Annotated in this window: 13 protein-coding genes; 3 read left to right on the top strand and 10 right to left on the bottom strand. The window is 41.7% G+C overall.

Going from position 1 to position 19,016, the window contains the following annotated elements; translation table 11 throughout:
* Positions 1-316: 316 nt before the first annotated feature.
* The gene (locus RR876_RS04430) at positions 317-961 is read left to right on the top strand and encodes a YqiJ family protein (protein ID WP_332476598.1); all 645 of its coding nucleotides are present in this window, start codon (positions 317-319) and stop codon (positions 959-961) included.
* Positions 962-1,006: 45 nt separating this feature from the next.
* Complete coding sequence (locus RR876_RS04425; protein WP_087012764.1) at positions 1,007-2,719, top strand: flotillin family protein; 1,713 nt, start codon at positions 1,007-1,009, stop codon at positions 2,717-2,719.
* A 298-nt stretch (positions 2,720-3,017) separates the two neighbouring features.
* Here the strand turns inward: RR876_RS04425 and RR876_RS04420 are convergent, their stop codons facing one another.
* Complete coding sequence (locus RR876_RS04420; protein ID WP_332476600.1) at positions 3,018-3,392, bottom strand: hypothetical protein; 375 nt, start codon at positions 3,390-3,392, stop codon at positions 3,018-3,020.
* A 433-nt stretch (positions 3,393-3,825) separates the two neighbouring features.
* Between RR876_RS04420 and pgaB (RR876_RS04415) the strand changes: the two genes are divergently transcribed.
* Positions 3,826-4,986, top strand: a complete 1,161-nt coding sequence (gene pgaB, locus RR876_RS04415; RefSeq protein WP_332476602.1) for a poly-beta-1,6-N-acetyl-D-glucosamine N-deacetylase PgaB — start codon at positions 3,826-3,828, stop codon at positions 4,984-4,986.
* On the opposite strand, the gene pgaD is transcribed toward pgaB (RR876_RS04415), so the two are convergent.
* The 9 genes from pgaD to RR876_RS04370 form a co-directional block, all read right to left on the bottom strand.
* Complete coding sequence (gene pgaD, locus RR876_RS04410) at positions 4,883-5,443, bottom strand: poly-beta-1,6-N-acetyl-D-glucosamine biosynthesis protein PgaD (protein WP_332476603.1); 561 nt, start codon at positions 5,441-5,443, stop codon at positions 4,883-4,885. The genes pgaB (RR876_RS04415) and pgaD overlap by 104 nt on opposite strands.
* Positions 5,430-6,704, bottom strand: a complete 1,275-nt coding sequence (pgaC, locus tag RR876_RS04405; RefSeq protein WP_332476604.1) for a poly-beta-1,6-N-acetyl-D-glucosamine synthase — start codon at positions 6,702-6,704, stop codon at positions 5,430-5,432. The genes pgaD and pgaC overlap by 14 nt, the downstream gene beginning before the upstream one ends.
* Entirely contained in the window at positions 6,704-8,539 is a 1,836-nt protein-coding gene (gene pgaB, locus RR876_RS04400) for a poly-beta-1,6-N-acetyl-D-glucosamine N-deacetylase PgaB (RefSeq protein ID WP_332476605.1), read from the bottom strand. The genes pgaC and pgaB (RR876_RS04400) overlap by 1 nt, the downstream gene beginning before the upstream one ends.
* On the bottom strand, positions 8,539-10,995 hold the full coding sequence (gene pgaA, locus RR876_RS04395; protein WP_332476606.1) for a poly-beta-1,6 N-acetyl-D-glucosamine export porin PgaA: 2,457 nt from the start codon (positions 10,993-10,995) through the stop codon (positions 8,539-8,541). Before pgaA ends, pgaB (RR876_RS04400) begins: the two co-directional genes overlap by 1 nt.
* A 214-nt stretch (positions 10,996-11,209) precedes the next feature.
* On the bottom strand, positions 11,210-12,100 hold the full coding sequence (gene sucD / locus RR876_RS04390) for a succinate--CoA ligase subunit alpha (RefSeq protein ID WP_317113070.1): 891 nt from the start codon (positions 12,098-12,100) through the stop codon (positions 11,210-11,212).
* 11 nt (positions 12,101-12,111) lie between these two features.
* Complete coding sequence (gene sucC / locus RR876_RS04385) at positions 12,112-13,278, bottom strand: ADP-forming succinate--CoA ligase subunit beta (RefSeq protein WP_005400414.1); 1,167 nt, start codon at positions 13,276-13,278, stop codon at positions 12,112-12,114.
* A gap of 172 nt (positions 13,279-13,450) precedes the next feature.
* Positions 13,451-14,884, bottom strand: a complete 1,434-nt coding sequence (lpdA, locus tag RR876_RS04380; RefSeq protein ID WP_332476607.1) for a dihydrolipoyl dehydrogenase — start codon at positions 14,882-14,884, stop codon at positions 13,451-13,453.
* A gap of 59 nt (positions 14,885-14,943) precedes the next feature.
* The gene (gene odhB, locus RR876_RS04375; protein ID WP_004695562.1) at positions 14,944-16,158 is read right to left on the bottom strand and encodes a 2-oxoglutarate dehydrogenase complex dihydrolipoyllysine-residue succinyltransferase; all 1,215 of its coding nucleotides are present in this window, start codon (positions 16,156-16,158) and stop codon (positions 14,944-14,946) included.
* 16 nt (positions 16,159-16,174) lie between these two features.
* On the bottom strand, positions 16,175-18,997 hold the full coding sequence (locus tag RR876_RS04370; RefSeq protein ID WP_332476716.1) for a 2-oxoglutarate dehydrogenase E1 component: 2,823 nt from the start codon (positions 18,995-18,997) through the stop codon (positions 16,175-16,177).
* Positions 18,998-19,016: the final 19 nt, after the last annotated feature.

Below are 19,016 nucleotides of genomic sequence, written 5' to 3'. Positions count from 1 at the left end.
GTGAATACTCATGAAATAAGAATGCGCAACCCTTATGATGAGTTCATAGCTTAGATTAACCCCTGAGATATAACATTTCTCCTTTTTACCGAAACTGTGTAACAACAGATTCGTGTTCTACGCAATGAATACCCCAATCATTGCGTATTTTTTTGCCTAAAATTTATTAAATCACAATTAAACTACTCACTCTTTCCATGCCAACAAACTTAGACATTATATTTTTTGAATGCTATGCTAAAGCCCAATTTCAATACAATTCTTTTTAAAAATTTACACTTAACAGATAACAGCATAAAAATAGAGACCCTTTAAAATGTGGGAATTATTTACTCACCCATCCAATTTAATTTTTAGTATTTGCCTCAGCCTCATGTTTTTATTGGGACTACTCGAATTGATTTTATTGGTGTTAGGCGGCGGCTCACAAGGCCTACTCGACCAATTCCTACCTGATGACTTAGGCAGTACTAAAGACGTCAACATTGCACTAGATGCCGATCAAAGTTGGCTCAATGCCCTGCTGGATTGGTTGTTTATCGGCCGTGTCCCTCTTTTAGTTTGGCTGATTATCTTCCTCACCTTGTATAGCTTAAGTGGCTTTATTCTACAGTCCATTCTTCAAACTTGGACCGGGAGCTATTGGAGTGCATGGATCATGGCACCTCTTTGCCTCGTACTTTCGATGCCTATGATTCGTTATAGTGCCATGCTGATTGCTAAAATTTTGCCGCAAGATGAAACCACAGCAATTTACAGTGAAGAGCTGATTGGACGAACAGCACTGATTATTTTAGGTGAAGCTAAAGTCAACTCACCTGCTCAAGCACGGGTTCAAGATCAGTTTGGGCAAACACATTATGTACTGGTTGAACCTGAAACAGACCTTCATTTTTCTCAAGGTCAAGAAGTCATCTTGACTCAAAAAACCAAGATTGGCTTTAAAGCCATTTCACTTTAATTCTTTCATTTTGTACTTATAACTTTAAATAAAATCGGGACCCTTATGCTCAGCAACAATTTCTATAACATTCTGATTCTTGCAGGGATTATCTTTGCAGCTCTCGTAATTATCGGCATTATTATTGCCCGTCTGTACCGTCGTTCAAGCAAAGAAATCTCTTTCGTACGTACAGGTTTTGGCGGCGAAAAAGTTATTTTAGGTGGCGGTGCAATTGTACTGCCTGTATTACATGAAATTATCCCTGTCAACATGAACACGCTACGTTTAGAGGTTCGCCGTGCTGATGATCAAGCGCTCATTACCCGTGACCGTATGCGCGTCGATGTCATGGCCGAGTTCTATGTCCGTGTGAAGCCACTAGCAGAATCAATTGCAGTTGCCGCACAGACTCTAGGACAAAAAACCATGTCTCCAAATGAGTTGAAGAACCTTGTAGAAGGGAAATTTGTCGATTCCTTGCGTGCTGTAGCAGCTGAAATGGCGATGGAAGAGTTGCATGAAAAACGCGTGGATTTCGTGCAAAAAGTACAACAAGTCGTGTCCGAAGACTTACATAAAAATGGTCTAGAGCTAGAAACTGTGTCATTAACAGGTTTAGACCAAACAGGTTTTAAATACTTTAACCCTCAAAATGCATTCGATGCCGAAGGTTTGACTAAGCTAACTGAAACCATTGAAGACCGCCGTCGTAAACGTAATCACATTGAGCAAGACGCTGACCTTGCCATTAAGACCAAAAACTTAGAAGCAGAACAAGCACGTCTACAAATCATCCGCGAAGAAGAATACGCCAAACTACAGCAAGAGCGTGAAATTGCAATTCGCCGTGCAGAACAATTGGCTGAAATTGCCTCACAAGAAGCTGAGAAAAAACGTGAAGCAGAAGAAGCACGTATTGCAGCTGAGCGTGAAGTCGAGTTAAAGCGTATTGGTGCAGCGCGTGATGTAGAAAGCCAAAATATTCAAAAATCACAAATTATTGAACAAGCACAGGTTGAACAAAAGAAAACCATCGAGTTGGCTGAACAGTCACGTGCCATTGCAATTGCTGAAAAGTCGCGTGAAGAGTCTGAAGCCAAAGCTTCTGCTGACCGTGCCCGTGCTGAAGCAGTTAAAGCTGAAGAAGAAGTGATTACCGTACGTGAAACCCAACGTGCTGAGCGTCAAAAAGCCGTTGAGTTGGTTGCGGCGAAGCAAGCTGCAGAAAAAGATGCTATTGCGATTACGGTTGCAGCTGAAGCAGGCAAACAAGCTGCTGCCGATGATGCCGAAGCCGTTCGTATTGCAGCGGAAGCTCAAGCCGAACAAGCTCGCTTAAAAGCCAAAGGTGAAGCAGATGCCAAAATACTTTTGGCTCAAGCGATGGAAAAACAATACCAAGTCGACGCAGATGGTACACGTGCTGTCAATGAAGCCAACAACGTCTTATCTCCAGAGCAAGTCGAAATGCAAATTCGCCTAGCATTGTTAAAATACTTACCTGAAATCATTCGTGAAAGTGTTAAACCGATGGAAAACATTGATGACATCAAAATTCTACAGGTCAATGGTTTAGGCAATGTCGGTTCAGTAGCATCAGGAGTTGATGGTGCGGAGTCGTCTCAAGTTGCTTTGTCTGATCAAGTGGTGAATAGTGCGCTACGCTATCGTACCCAAGCGCCATTAATTGATAGCTTGATGAATGAACTGGGAATTCAAGGCGGCGACATCAATGGTTTAACCCAAAGCTTAAAACCGCAAAGCAAAGCTCAATAGTAGTTAGACTTACAAGCAAAAAACGCGACGATCTGTCGCGTTTTTTATCATCTATTTTAATATTCAACTTTCTACAAAATACATATTTCAGCTTTTAAAACGATAAACCTAAAAATTCACTCAGCACAGTAAGCGTATCATCTATTATAAAAATTTAAGTTAGTTTAGCTTGGTAAGCCATTCGTCGACCATCAGAAATGCAAAGCAATAATGTAAACATCCTAGACTCTATAATTCAGTGAAAATATTCTAAACTGCAATGGAAAATTTTTTTTATGAATAAACAGAATTAAGCCATTTAGTGCAAACGCACCCAAAAGAAACGGATCAATTGCCCACGATCATAAGGAAAATTTGAAAGGTACTCATATCCAACTTTATTTCGTTTGTTGATTTTAATTTCAATACCATACCCAAATGAAATACTGAGTGCATCCAAGTCTGAACTATGAAACTCCCCTGTCCCCAATTTATGGCTCAAACCATCCGAGTTGTAGGCCGAGTAATTAAATACGCGAATATATTCATTCTCATAAAAATCATTATTGATCAAGGTATAATCGTTTTCCTCTTCATCATGTTGTGCAGCTAACTGCTGATAATAGTGGAAAATATCATCACTCAAAGACTCAGCCAAGTAGACGTCTTCATTTTCGGCATAAGCACTGTTCATTGCTAGCCCGAACAAGAATAAGCAGCGACAAAACAATAAATGAATCGGCTTCAACATCTGCAATACTATGTCTTCAAAAGAATTATTTTAATTATGAATATAGCATAGTCACCTATAAAGAGACTGCTTCTCAAGCAGACGAATAGCAATAGCTGCGTTAGACCTCATCGCTGAATAAAAACTTGTCCTTACCTTGAAACTGCTACTTAATACTTAAATAATTGAATGAGGCATTGAAAGTGGCAACGTTAATTTTGACTTAACTCAACACAGAACAATACATAAAAAAATCCAGCCCGCGAACAATTTCGATTACAGTATTCATCCATACTTTATTATTCTCTTAAGCACTATGGCTTATTTTCTGAACAATAAAAAACTGAGCAAACTATTCATTTGCATTTCAAGCTTCGCTTTATTTGCGTGCAGTGTAGTGTCTCAGTCAGCGCCTCTCATTAAAATAAAAAATCATCCGATCGATGCGCTTGTCACTCAATATCAAGCTGAAACTACACTACCGTCTATGGCAACCCAAATTAAGCAGATGCGTATCATGCATATTGATTTAGACTATGTCTTCGATCCAGATAAAACCCAACAACAGCAAAACATCCAAGCATTAATTGCACGTATACAACAAATCCAACCGAATACTATTTTTTTACAAGCCTTTGCTGACCCTGATGCTAATGGTTCGGCAGACCAAGTTTATTTTGAAAATCGCCATATCACGACTCGTGATAATTTATTCCCCCAAGTTCTCAGTGCGATTCGAGAGCAAACACAAGTTCGACACGTCTATGCATGGCTTCCGCTGATTGCGTGGGAGTTTCCCAAACAAGAACACTTACAATATGTAGAGAATAGCCAAAAACCCTCACATGGCTATATTCGTGTCAGTCCCTTTGATCCGAAAAATATAAGTTTGATTGCAGAAATTTTTAGTGATTTTCTTCAAAAAAATCCAGTCGATGGCATTCTCTATCATGATGATATTACCCTCAGTGACTATGAAGATAACTCTGCCGCTGCACAAAAAATGTATACGGCATGGGGCTTCAAAGATCTCTCAGTACTACGTAATCCCAATCATCCCCAACAGTTTAAATTTGCCCAGTATAAAACCGCTTATCTCGATCAATTTGCAGCAGGAATCAGCCAGATCTTAAAAAAACAAAAGCCGAATTTGCTGACAGCACGCAATATGTATGCGCCAGTGGTACTCAATCCGAAAAGTGAACAATGGTTTAGTCAGTCTCAAGTCAGTACCCTGCATCACTATGACTACAATGCCATCATGGCAATGCCCTATATGGAAGAAAGTTCCAACCATCGTCAGTTTTATTTAGACCTGATTACTCAGGCAAAAAAATACGACCCAAATTTGGATCGTACTATTTTTGAACTCCAAGCCGTCAACTGGAAAAACAATCGTAAAATTTCCAGCCAAGAACTGGCAGAAACCATGCAGTTATTAAAGCAACACGGCGTCAAGCATTTTGGCTATTATCCAGATGATTTTGTGCAGCAACATCCACATGCATCGACCTTGAAGTCGGCGTTTTCACTGGATCATTCAAATCATACGCCTTAAGGTCACCCTCTTCACTATAGTGCAAAGTAATGTGCTCGGCTTGTTGCAAACGCTTAATGTCCAGCTCACTAACCTTAAAACTGTTCGCAAGGTCTGCAGCCATGACATTGCTTGGAAACAAGCGCTTTTCGTTATTATGAAAACGATACCAATTATAACTCGCCCACAGAAACAGACACAAAATCAAGATACTAATAAGCCCAGCCAAGTGGATCAAATTCAAAGGCTTTTTAGGCGCAGCGGCTACAACCAATTGCTCATAGGCCAAGTTCCCTTCAAACCACCAAAACAGGAGCGTGAGCAGTGGCAAAAACAGCCACATCCACATTATCCAACCCAATGCCAATAAGCTATAACCTGCCGTTTTATTTCGAACATATTCAGGCCGATCAATATAGGTGGGAATATCGAGTTTCGTATCATCCGTGATGATTTTAAATGCTTCATTCTTTTGCATCGTTTATCTCCCCTCTAAAGCCCCGGTCTGGACTCACCCAACGAGCACGCTTTTGTGTTTTCAATAAGGTTTTAGGAACTGAAACAACGGTCGTCATCATGGTTAAGAGCCAAAAGAACAAGGGATACCAGATAACCCAAAAATAATTTCTTAACATTCGTCCACGATCATAGCGGCTATCGATCATCAGACTAACAAAAAACTGGATTAAACACGTTACACCCAAGATCACCCCATACCACTGTGGGACAAAGGACTGAATCGCCCACTCTCCGGGTAAAGGAAAAAATAACCCATAGAGGTAAAGAAGAATAATCCCAAACATCACATAAGCCCACATTACACTGATCATTGATTCAATTGCGACAGGCCACATACGTCTTAAATGCCATTTGAACATTTGAGGGGTATAGGCCAATAACACTTCAATCCCGCCTTGCGCCCAACGTAAACGCTGTTTCCACAAGCCGCTAAAGGTTTCAGGCATATAGATATAACCTAAAGCATTCGGTACATAATGCAGATCCCAATGGTCAAATTGCAAACGCCATGACACGTCAATGTCTTCTGTAATCATATCGTCACGCCAATAACCAATGCGGTCTAAAGCGGTTTTACGAAAGGCAACCAGTACTCCTGAAACGGTAAAAATACGCCCATAGGTGCGCTGTGCACGTTTAATTAAGCCAATAATAGATGAAAACTCACCCACCTGAATTTTGCCTAAAATACTGGAACGGTTAATAATTCTTGGGTTTCCTGTTACCGCACCCACCCGTGGAAAGCGTGTTAAGTGATGCATCATCCACAGCACAGCATGCGGATGGAGTAATGCATCACCATCAATACACACCAAATATTCATGCTGGCTGACCATAGCCCCTGCTCTTAGTGCATAAGCCTTCCCTTGGTTTTCAGCCAGATGGACCACACGTAAACGTGAATACACTTGTTGTAATTCATCAAGTATTTGAGCCGTTTTATCACTACTTCCATCATTAATCGCAATCACTTCAAAGTCAGGGTATTGCGTTTGCATCGCATATTTGATGGTTTCACGTACCTGCTCCTCTTCATTAAAACAAGGAATCAAAATACTACACGCATGCTCACTCGGCTGAGGAATCTCATTTTGGTTATATTCACGTTTTAGATAAAACCATATTCCACCTGCAATCCATAACCAAGCCATAAAGAGTGGATATAAGAATGCAAAACCAAAAAAATAATCATTGAAACTTAAATTAGATAACCATTGCATTATTTTTTCTCCAAAACTTTTTGAGCAAATGGATCGCGGTAATTCAATGGGCCACTATTTAGGCTCAGCTCTGGGTAGAGATTCTGATGAATCACCTTTGCTTGGTTAAAACTGTAATTATTCACACCTACTTTTTGAATCGCTAAACTTCTTAATTGTTGATAATCCTTTTTCAATTGTTTAGCTTGTTGTTTTGTTAATTGTGCTGGCACATTAAAGCTGGCAATTAAATACTGCTGTTCTTTATCATTGAAGGTTTTAAGTTGCTCAACAAAAGCTTTAAAGACCTCGGGTTGCTGAATGGGATCTAATTCTACATAAAGAAAATCTGCATAATCGAGTGTATAGTCAAGTAGCGGTTTTAAACCTGAAAGTTGAGTTTGATCTAACTTAAGCTTTAATGCCGTCTGGTTATTAATACTAACGTTAGCGTAATATTCCGCCTGAGCTTTAACCCGCTCTTTAATTTTAAAAACGTGTTCCACTTGGGCTTCGCACGCAGCATCCCATTTTTGTTGCTGTACCGCACAATCTAACATTGACCCAGTATCCAGCATTAAACCTTCTATAGAGGTATTGCTTTTCACCAAATCAGCCGTTAAAGCGGTCAAATCTAGCTTTTGCTCGGTCTCTAAACTCAAGGGGAGTTCTGCATAAATACGATTATTAATTCGTGTACGAGACTGCCAAACCACTCGATTCAGCATGTCTTGCTGCATTTTTAGCTGACGGTTTGGAAAATAGGCGACATCAATTTTTCCATCCCCATCACTATCTGATACTGCTTTAAGAATCAGCGTGCTGGTTTTTAGCCCATCAACAGCATCGAGAAATTGCCCGAGCTTCTGATTAAATTGCTCATTATTAACCGATTGCATTTCAGCCAAATCAAAGCGTAAAAAACTCTTGCGCTGTTTATAGGGTGCACGTACATAGTTTAAAAATTCCAACATTTCCTGATTAATCATTTCAGGAGTTGGATTATCCATAATCAAGGCTCGTTGATAGGTTTTCACCGAGTCAGCTAATGGCGCCGTACTGCCCAAACTAAAAGACATTGGAAAACCCGCTTTGGCAGCCAACTCTTCACTTTCAGTCGTCACCGCACCATAAGGCCAAAAGATGGCTTTACTATTAATACCTAACTCAGTGTCTAGGATTTGCTTCGATTTTTTTAAATCTGCAATCACCCGATTTTGATATTCTGCCTCTGTTTCATAGCGTTTCTGCTTCTCAAGATATTCACGGGTAATCGCAGCAGGTTGCATATTTTGTTGTGGATTCGCCAAAATCCCGCGGTGCATATTGTCAGAGTGAGAGACAAATTCAGCATAACCCGATGCCACCATTTCACGCATCTGCGGCCATGTCATTAAGTTGCCCTTACCGTACGCTTCATAGGCATCTTTGGTATTGCCATTAATCCAGCTGGTTGGGATCGCAAAAACTGCTGGGGTTTTATATTGCTTTAACAGTGGGAAAACGCGGTTATAGCTACTTAAAGCACCATCATCAAAAGTTAAAAGTAGTGCTTTATTCGGTAATGTTTTTTTACCTTGACGTGCCAACCAAACATCTTCTAAACGAATCGGATGCCATCCTTCGCGCTGAATCCACTCCAAATACTGCGCCAGATTTTTGGTGCTAATCGCATAGAGATCGCGGTCTCCTTGTTTTGCAACATCATCCCGTACATCATGGAAAGTTAAGGTCACAAATTGGTTGTCTTGTAATTTAATTTGTCTTGGTTTTGGTAATTCCGCATGAGAAAGCAGTGGTACGCCTGCTGTACCGACTAAACTCAACGCCATTAAAATATGAGTCAATGTTTTCATTAGAAGCGCCCCTCAAAACCGATGACACCGTAAGTTCGTTCCTCAGAGTCGCCATCATATGGATGTACACCCCAACCAATGCCGTAGTTCAACTTCCATGTTCTCGAGAGTTGCCAGTCATGTTGGTAATAGAAGTTATAAATCGCTTTTGCTGAAAAATCCGTCTGTTTATATGTCCCCACACTGGCTTCAAAGTGCTGGCTAAAATGACGATCATAATTACGCCATGTCATCCAATCATGAGCTAAAGCTACTTCTAAACTATAGTTGGATTCGGGGTTGAAATAATCCGCTTCGATATCATCATTTTTTCCGTAGTAACCACGTAAGGTGGCTTGCGTAATATGATGCGGTGCTTGAAAAATCTGCTGCATAAAATACGCAGCAGCTTCTTGACGTGTATTACCATCATCGATATCGGTCAGCTGATAAGTTGCTCCTGCTTTTCGCGACTCATTTTGTTGCCAATCCACACCCACAGCATAAGATTCACCTTCAAAACCACGATCAAGTGCTTGTAATGGAATATCTGCTTGACTGTTATAGCCTAAATGATAGTTCCAGTGATCATTAAGCCAATGTGACCATTCCAATTCAGCTCCGAAACGGTCACCATCTGTGGCTTGAGATAGTGCGATACTGGCATGTTTACGATTCGACGCCCACTCAAGACCTAGCCCAATACGGCTATCGTCCACTTCACCATCATCAAAATCTGACCAACGGTAATCATGTGTGGCATAAGCACGGTAATTGTCGTAAAACCATGGACTGTTTAGACGTGTTTCATGGTCGCGCTCACGAGAACCTTTTAACTGTCCCAGCAAATCACGACTATCCGATTTACTTCTTGAAATGGTACTTTGGTGTTGAATCGTCGCTCGATTACGGTCATTTAATTCCTTCTGACTGAGCTTCACCCCAGTATCCAATGGTGCTCGTTGTTGCAAATCTGCAGTTTGCGCTTTCCATGCTTGGATGTTGCCTAATGCCTGACTATTTTGCATATGGTTAATACGTGTTGCCTGATCTATTGGCTCTACCCCATTGAGTTGAGATAAATTGCTCTCCGACAGCTCTGGTTTTTCACGCCAACGCTGAATCAGGGCTAAATTATTTTGATAACTAGGATTGTTCGGAGCCTTCGCAAGCAATTGCTCAAAGTATTGTTCAGCTTTCGCATGTTCATTGCGATAAGCATAATTCAATCCTTTTAATGCCAAATATTCAAAGCGATCATCGTGCGTTGCTTTATTTACCCCTTTTGCCTGACTATAAATAAAAGTCGGCAATAAATGATCCATCTGCACAATCAACTGATCTGCTTGCTTAAATTTTTCCTGTTCAACAAGTGAATAATACAAGCCTGCATAAACATCATAATTAGGATAATTTTTTTCCAACAATAAGCTGCGATAGTAAATTTCAGCTTGCTGCGGTTGACGTAAACGCAGATAACTGTCTGCCGCAGCATGACGGACATAGGCAGGCATCTCTAAAATAGGGATATTCACTTTCTGTAATGTCGCCAAGGTTTGTTTGGATGCTTGGCGTGCATTTAGAGCATAACCATAGTCATAATAAAACTTACGACGAATCGCTTGATCCTCTGGAAGTTCAGCCTCATAACGCTGCATATCCGCAATGACTTGATCGAGCTTGTTATAGGCCAGCATACCCTGATCGCGATAGGTCAACATGCGCTGCGACTGAATCGCATTTTGTATCCGCTGAGAAAACTCATTGAGTTTTATACTATGCTGTAGATTAGGCCGTGACTTATTGAGTCGATGTGTTTGAATATATTGCTCTGCTTCCGCATAGTCACTATTGACCATCAACGCTAAAACATATTGCTCTTGTATGTCAGGGTTGGTTTCTTGCTTGCTTAATGCATATTTAGCCGTTTCCAGTGCTTCCACGGGCATATTCAAAACACGGTAGGCATACGACATTTGTGCTAAGTAGTCTGGACTGAGTTGCCCCTTGTTAACTTGTGCCAGTTTTTGCTTTGCCTGAACAGATTGACCTGCCTCCGCACTTAACACCCCATCCCATACCAACCACTCCTGCTGTTGGCTTTGTTGATAAAAAGTTGCTGCCCACTTTACAGCAGATTGAAATTGCTTTAAGTCCCGCTGTCCCTTTACGACACTTAGCCATGCGTAGTTGGGAAAATCCTGAACTTGAATATTCTGTAAATACCCCAAATCAGCCAGTGTTAGCTTCTGATGAGCTTGTGCACTTACGATGTAATCAGCAATAAGCTTTTGATTTTGTGGTTGTTGATTTAAAAGACTCCGTAATTGTTCTAGGCCTTGTTCAACCTGTCCCGATCGAATCAGAACAACCCCTTGTTCCCTGAGTTGATCAATATTATCTGCGGCTTGTAAATGCGTCATGGGTGAAGTACTGGCTAAAATACAAATCGCCCAAATGGATTTTTTATAATTCATATTCATTTCACACTATGCTGGTAAATATCACCACACAATTTAATTATGCTTATTAATTATGTGTCTTTGATCCAGTATATTTTATCAAATGAATAAAATGTAAACTGTTTTGTAAATAAATTGTGATATAAATCTCAATTTTTACATGGTGTTATGCCGTATTTTAGATTTAAAAAAAATCCCCTAAATAGGGGATTTTTCCAAATGTTAAAATTTAAGCGAGGCCTTTATCCTTTAAAAGTTGGAACATCGTTGAACCGAGTTCTGCTGGGCTACGCGTATACGCCATCCCTGCCTTTTCAAATGCTGCAAACTTTTCTTCCGCAGTACCTTTACCTCCAGAAATAATTGCTCCCGCATGCCCCATACGCTTGCCTTTCGGTGCTGTTACACCTGCAATATAACCCACAACAGGTTTAGTCACATGCGATTGAATATATTCAGCTGCTTCTTCTTCAGCCGTACCACCAATCTCACCAATCATGATAATCGCTTCAGTTTGCGGATCTTCTTGGAACAGTTTCAAACAATCAATTTGGTTCATGCCCGGAATTGGATCACCACCAATACCAATACAGGTCGATTGTCCTAAGCCCAGTTTCGTCGTTTGAGCAACCGCTTCATAAGTCAACGTGCCTGAACGCGAGATGATGCCAATTTTACCTGGTTGGTGAATATGACCCGGCATAATCCCGATCTTACATTCACCCGGAGTAATAATACCCGGACAGTTTGGACCAATCAGACGCGTACCATTACCATTGGTTTCAAGATAACGCTTGGCTTTAAGCATGTCTAAAGTTGGTACGCCTTCCGTGATGACCACAATCAGTCCAACACCTGAATCCACTGCTTCAATAATTGAATCTAATACAAATGGAGCTGGCACATAAATCACCGTCGCATCTGCACCTGTACCTGCAACTGCATCTTTCATCGTGTTAAATACAGGTAAATCTAGATGAGTTGTGCCGCCTTTACCCGGTGTAACCCCACCGACGACTTTGGTTCCATAATCTAGTGCTTGTGCAGAATGGAATGTACCGTTTTTACCAGTAAAACCTTGTACCAATACTTTGGTGTCTTTATTAATTAATACGCTCATATTGATACTCCTTACGCTTTTACTGCAGCAACAATTTTTTCTGCGGCATCCGACAAGCCATTTGCAGAAATAAGTTTTAAACCTGATTCATCAAGTAATTTGGCACCCAATTCAGCATTGTTCCCTTCTAAACGAACAACCACAGGTACGGTCACATTTACTTCTTGAACCGCTGCAATAATTGCTTCAGCAATCATGTCACAACGTACAATTCCACCGAAGATATTAATCAACACCCCTTGTACAGAGGTATCTGCCAGAATAATTTTAAACGCTTCAATCACACGGTCTTTGGTTGCACCACCACCCACATCAAGGAAGTTCGCAGGTTGACCGCCATAGAGTTTAATAATATCCATGGTTGCCATTGCAAGGCCTGCCCCATTAACCATACAGCCAATGTTGCCTTCAAGCGCGACATAGTTGAGGTCAAATTCAGATGCTTTTAACTCACGTTCATTTTCCTGTGACTTATCGCGCAGCGCAGCAATTTCAGGTAAACGATACAGCGCATTTGAATCGATCCCTACTTTGGCATCAACACATAGAATATCGCCATTTTCACGCACAGATAACGGGTTAATTTCAAAAAGTGCAAAATCATTTTCAATGAATGCTTGATATGCCGCAGACATCACTTTCACAAATTGATTCACCTGACCATCTTTAAGATTCAACTTAAATGCAACTTCACGTGCTTGAAATGGCAATAAGCCAACCAAAGGATCGACTTCAACTTTGATAATTTTTTCAGGGGTTTCTTCGGCAACCTTTTCAATTTCGACGCCACCTTCGGTCGAAGCCATAAAGGTCACACGACGGCTTGAGCGGTCAACCACTGCACCTAAATACAGTTCACGCTCTACAGGATAAACATCTTCTGCGACAAGCACACTGTTGACAGGTTGGCCATGGCTATCAGTTTGATAGGTAACGAGGTTTGTCCCAATGATACTTTTTGCATATTCAGCGGCTTCCGTTGCTGACTTTACAACTTTTACGCCACCCGCCTTACCACGACCACCCGCATGCACTTGGGCTTTCATTACAGCAAATTTTCCGCCTATTTGTTCAAAGGCTTTTACTGCTTCTTCTGGAGTGGTGGCAAGTACGCCCTCTTGGACAGGCATACCATATTTTTTTAATAGCGCTTTAGCTTGATATTCATGTAAATTCATCGACTAACCTTTTTATTACTGCTTATTTACTTTTTGTTGCACCGAAGCTGTTTACTATCACAGTGAACATTTTGGATTTTTAAAACTTCTTGTCTTTATTTTTAGATGATTCTTCATGAGAAGACAACACCTGAAACAAAAAAGAGCGACCATAGTCGCTCTTTTCGTTGTCTTATTTGCGTTTACGCTGAATTGCGTGAATCGCTCGACCATCCACTGCAAGTGCAGCTTCATGAACCACTTCTGAGAATGTTGGGTGACCAAAAGTCATCAACTGTAGATCTTCAACCGAAGATACAAACTCAAGCGCAATCATACCTTGGTGTACGATATCAGACGCAGCAGGCCCAATCACGTGCATACCCAGTAAACGGTCAGTTTTCGCATCAGCAACAAACTTCACGAAACCAGCATTTTCACCCGCAGCCATTGCACGGCCGTTTGCAGCGAAACCGAATTGACCCGTTTTCACTTCGTGGCCTTTCTCGATCGCTTGCTGTTCTGTTAAACCGACCCACGCCGCTTCTGGGTGTGTGTAAATCACAGAAATGATAGTGTCATAGTTGACTTGAGCTGCATGACCATGAATACGTTCAACAGCCATTACGCCTTCTTCCATTGCTTTATGCGCAAGCATTGGACCACGAACTAAGTCACCAATTGCATATACGCCTTCAACAGATGTTGCACACCAATCGTTCACTTCAACTAAACCACGTTCGGTGAGCTTGATGCCGCAATCATCAGCCAATAGACCTTCAGCATATGCACGACGGCCTACACAAACGATCAACTTATCAAACGCTTGAGTTTTTTCTTCGCCACCTTGAGTATATTTAACAGTCACTTCAGAACCATTAACTTCTGTACCCGCAACTTTAGCACCAACACGGATATCAAGACCTTGTTTCGTCAAAAGTTTTTGGTAGTCTTTTGCCAATGCTTTATCGGCCATTGGTAAGAATGCATCCATTGCTTCAAATACAACAACTTCAGCACCCAAACGACGCCAAACAGAACCAAGCTCAAGACCGATTACACCCGCACCAATGACACCTAAACGCTTAGGTACTTCTTGGAATTCTAGTGCGCCAGTTGAGTCAACGATAATGTTTTGATCAACTGGTGCTGATGGAATGTTAATTGGCACAGAACCCGTTGCAAGAATCACATATTTAGGCTCTAAAACTTGAGTTTCACCTTCGTGAGATACAAATTCTACTTTTTTACCTGCAAGTAATTTACCTGTACCTTTTAACCACTCGATACCGTTACCTTTTAAAAGGCCATCAATACCCATGGTCAGTTGGTCAACAATTTTGTCTTTACGTGCAAGGAGTTTAGACAAATCAAAGTTCACTTCACCTGTTGTAATACCATGATCAGCTAAGTGATGCACTGTATCTTCATAGCGGTGAGAAGAATCAAGCAGTGCTTTAGATGGGATACAACCCACGTTTAAGCACGTCCCACCTAAAGATGGTTTACCTTTATGAATACGTTTTTCAATACAAGCAACTTTAAAACCAAGTTGCGCTGCACGAATTGCTGCTTCGTAACCACCTGGGCCACCGCCAATTACAACAAGATCAAATTGTTGAGACATTTTTATCTCCAAAAATGGGCTTAGAGGATCGCTCTAAGCCCATGTTTTATTCTTTAGAATTAAAGGTCAAGGATCAATTTAGCTGGTTCTTCTAACAATTCTTTGATTGTTACTAAGAAACCAACCGCTTCTTTACCATCGATTAGACGGTGGTCATAAGAAAGCGCTAAATACATCATCGGTAAGATTTCTACTTGACCGTTTACAGCCATTGGACGCTCTTGGATTTTGTGCATACCCAAAATCGCAGTTTGTGGTGTATTCAAGATCGGAGTCGATAACAATGAACCGAAAGTACCACCGTTGGTGATTGTAAACGTACCGCCAGTCATGTCTTCGATGCCTAATTTGCCATCACGTGCTTTATAAGCAAAGTCACGGATACCATTTTCAACTTCAGCATAGTTCATGCGGTCTGTATCACGAAGCACAGGTACAACTAGACCACGCTCAGAAGATACTGCTACACCGATGTCATAGTAACCGTGGTAAACAATGTCATCACCGTCAATTGAAGCGTTAACTGCTGGGTAGCGTTTAAGCGCTTCAGTTGCAGCTTTAACAAAGAAAGACATAAAGCCAAGACGCGCACCGTGACGCTTCTCAAATGCGTCTTTGTATTGTGCACGCATTTCCATGATTGGCTTCATGTTCACTTCGTTAAACGTCGTCAACATTGCAGTTTCTTGAGTTGCAGCAAGCAGACGCTCAGCAACACGCTTACGAAGACGTGTCATTGGAACACGTTTCTCAACACGCTCACCCACAGCAACACTTAATGGTGCTGCAGCTGGAGCTGCTGGCTTAGTTTGGTGATTTGCTACATCTTCTTTCGTGATACGACCACCACGGCCTGTACCTGCAACATCAGCAGCTGGAATGCCAGACTCAGTCAATGCTTTACGCACAGCAGGCGCTTGATCAGCAACTTGAGCACGTTCAACAACTGGTGCAGCACCCGCTTCAGTTTGAACAACCGCTTGTTCTACTTTCGCTTCAGACTGAACTGCTTCAGTTTGCGCAGCGCCAGATACAGCACCTTCTTCAAACTGTGCAATCACTTCATTTGAAAGAACAGTGTCACCTTCACCTTTAATGATCGATGCAATTGTACCGTCAGCAGGAGCAACAACTTCTAAAACAACTTTATCTGTTTCAATATCACAGATCACTTCATCACGTGATACTGCTTCACCTGGTTGTTTGTGCCAAGTTGCGATTGTTCCATCCGCAACTGACTCAGGGAATACCGGTGCTTTAATTTCGGTTGCCATTACTAAGAATCTCCTGTTATTCAGCTACGATCGCTAAAGCGTCATTTACGAGCTGAGCTTGTTGTTTTGCATGCAAATATGGTGAACCACAAGCCGGTGCAGCAGAAGCTTCACGACCTGCATAACTGATACGTACTGGTTTAGCTGACTTCATTACATCATCATATAGACGAGGAGCAATAAATAACCAAGCACCTTGGTTCTTCGGCTCTTCTTGCGTCCAAACGATGTCTTTAAGATTTGGATATTGAGCAAGAACTTCAGCAATACGTTGTTCAGGGTATGGATACAATTGTTCAATACGAACGATTGCAGTGTTATTCAACTCTTGCTCACGACGTTTCTCAAGCAAGTCGTAGTAAACCTTACCACCACAAAGCACTAAACGTGTTACGTCTGCTTTGTTGATGTTATCGATTTCATCAATCACAGTTTGGAATGTACCGTTTGCAAGTTCACTTAAAGTAGATGTTGCAAGTTTGTGACGAAGTAAAGACTTCGGCGACATGATGATCATTGGCTTACGAATTGGGCGAATCGCTTGACGACGTAAAGCATGGAAAATCTGTGCAGGCGTAGTCGGCGTCATCACTTGCATATTGTCTTCAGCACATAGCTGTAAGAAACGTTCTAAACGTGCAGATGAGTGCTCAGGACCTTGACCTTCAAAACCATGAGGAAGAAGTAGCGTTAAACCACATACACGCTCCCACTTGGTTTCACCTGATGCGATGAACTGATCAATCACAACCTGTGCACAGTTTGCGAAGTCACCAAATTGTGCTTCCCAAATTACCAAGCTCTTAGGCAGAGTCGTTGCATAACCATACTCAAAACCTAACACCGCCATTTCAGACAATAATGAGTCATAAATAGCAGTACGTGGTTGATTTTCTTTGATATGGCAAAGCGGAATATACGTTGAACCATCCACTTGGTTATGCAATTTTGCATGACGGTGTGAGAAGGTACCACGACCTACGTCTTCACCAGTTAAACGAACCAAATAGCCATCATCTAAAATAGATGCATAAGCCAAAGTTTCCGCAGCACCCCAGTTTAATGGAATTTCGCCAGTTTGCATTTTCAAGCGATCATCAATCACTTTTGCAACTTGACGCTGCATCACGAAGCCTTCAGGAAGCTCACGCATTTTGCGACCAAGTTCTTTTAGGCGATCTTCAGAACATGTGGTATCCCATACGTCTGTATAGTCATGCCCTAAGTACGGTGCCCAATCTACAAACATTTTTGTATTTGGTTCAAGTACCAGTGCATTGGCAACGTGCTTACCTGCTTCTAGATCCGAACGGTAGTCTTCAACCATTTGATCCGCTTTAGCACGATCTAATACGCTTTCTTGAACCAATTGGTCTGCATACAGCGCACGCGTTGTCGTTTTCTTGCTGATGACTTGATACATCATTGGCTGAGTTGCAGCTGGCTCGTCCGCTTCGTTGTGACCACGACGACGGTAACAGAACATGTCAATGACAACGTCTTTACGGAAAGTATGACGGAAGTCATGTGCCAATTGCGCAACAAACAATACTGATTCAGGATCATCACCGTTCACATGGAAAATCGGTGCTTGGATCATTTTCGCGATGTCCGTACAGTATTCTGTAGAACGCGCATCACGTGGATCAGAGGTTGTGAAACCCACTTGGTTATTCACCACAATGTGAACCGTACCACCCACTGTATAGCCACGTGTTTGTGACATTTGGAAGGTTTCTTGGTTAACACCTTGACCTGCAAATGCAGCATCACCGTGAACAATTACTGGCAATACGTCATCACCACCAATGTCTTTACGACGAACTTGACGTGCACGTACTGAACCTTCAACCACAGGGCCAACGATTTCTAAATGGGATGGGTTAAACGCCAATGCCAAGTGAACTTCGCCACCTTGAGTCATGACGTTTGAAGAGAAACCTTGGTGGTACTTAACGTCACCAGAACCTTTTTTATGTAAGCTCTTACCTTCGAACTCACCAAATAGGTCTGCTGGGTTTTTACCCATGATGTTTACAAGAAGGTTCAAACGACCACGGTGAGGCATACCAATGACCACTTCTTTACAACCTACAGAACCTGCACGCTGAATCAAAGCATCAACCATTGGAATGAAAGATTCACCACCTTCCACGCCGAAACGTTTTGCACCAACGTATTTATTACCTAGGAATTTTTCCAGGCCTTCAGCCGCAGTTAAACGCTCTAATACGTGTTTTTTCTGTTCTGCAGTGAAGTTGAATTGACCGCGCGCACCTTCAAGGCGTTGTTGAATCCAACGTTTTTCTTTGGTATCAACAATGTGCATGTATTCTGCACCAATTGAAGCGCAGTACGTTGCTTCCATGGCTTGAACCATTTCACCTAGAGTTGCTTCGTCTTTACCAATCAAAAGATTACCTGTATTGAATACAGTGTCGAAATCAGATTGGGTTAAGCCATGTGCAGCAAGGTCAAGATCTGGCACGATTTCACGTTTTGCCAAACCTAAAGGATCAAGCTTCGCTTTTTGGTGACCGCGGTTACGGTACGCTGCGATCAGTTGTAGTACGCCAATTTGACGACGTTCATGTTCTGTACTAACAGAACTTTGTACCACTGCTTGAACACGACTTGAATTACGACCTAGTAATAAGAATTGCTCACGTACATTGCTGTGTGGTTGATCACCTTTCGGGTATTTATCGAAGTATGCACGCCAGTCAGCTTCTACTGAGTCTGGTGCAGCCAAGTACTGCTCATAAAGTTCTTCAATATACGCTGCACTATCAGCGGAAAGTTCAGTGTCAAGACGCAATGCGTCAGCAACTTCTTGCATTTGTGGACCCATTTCCTAT

The sequence above is a fragment of the Acinetobacter sp. genome, assembly GCF_036666595.1.
GTDB lineage: Bacteria > Pseudomonadota > Gammaproteobacteria > Pseudomonadales > Moraxellaceae > Acinetobacter.
The sequence above is the reverse complement of the archived record's forward strand: the minus strand, read 5'-3'. Positions and strand labels throughout refer to the sequence as shown.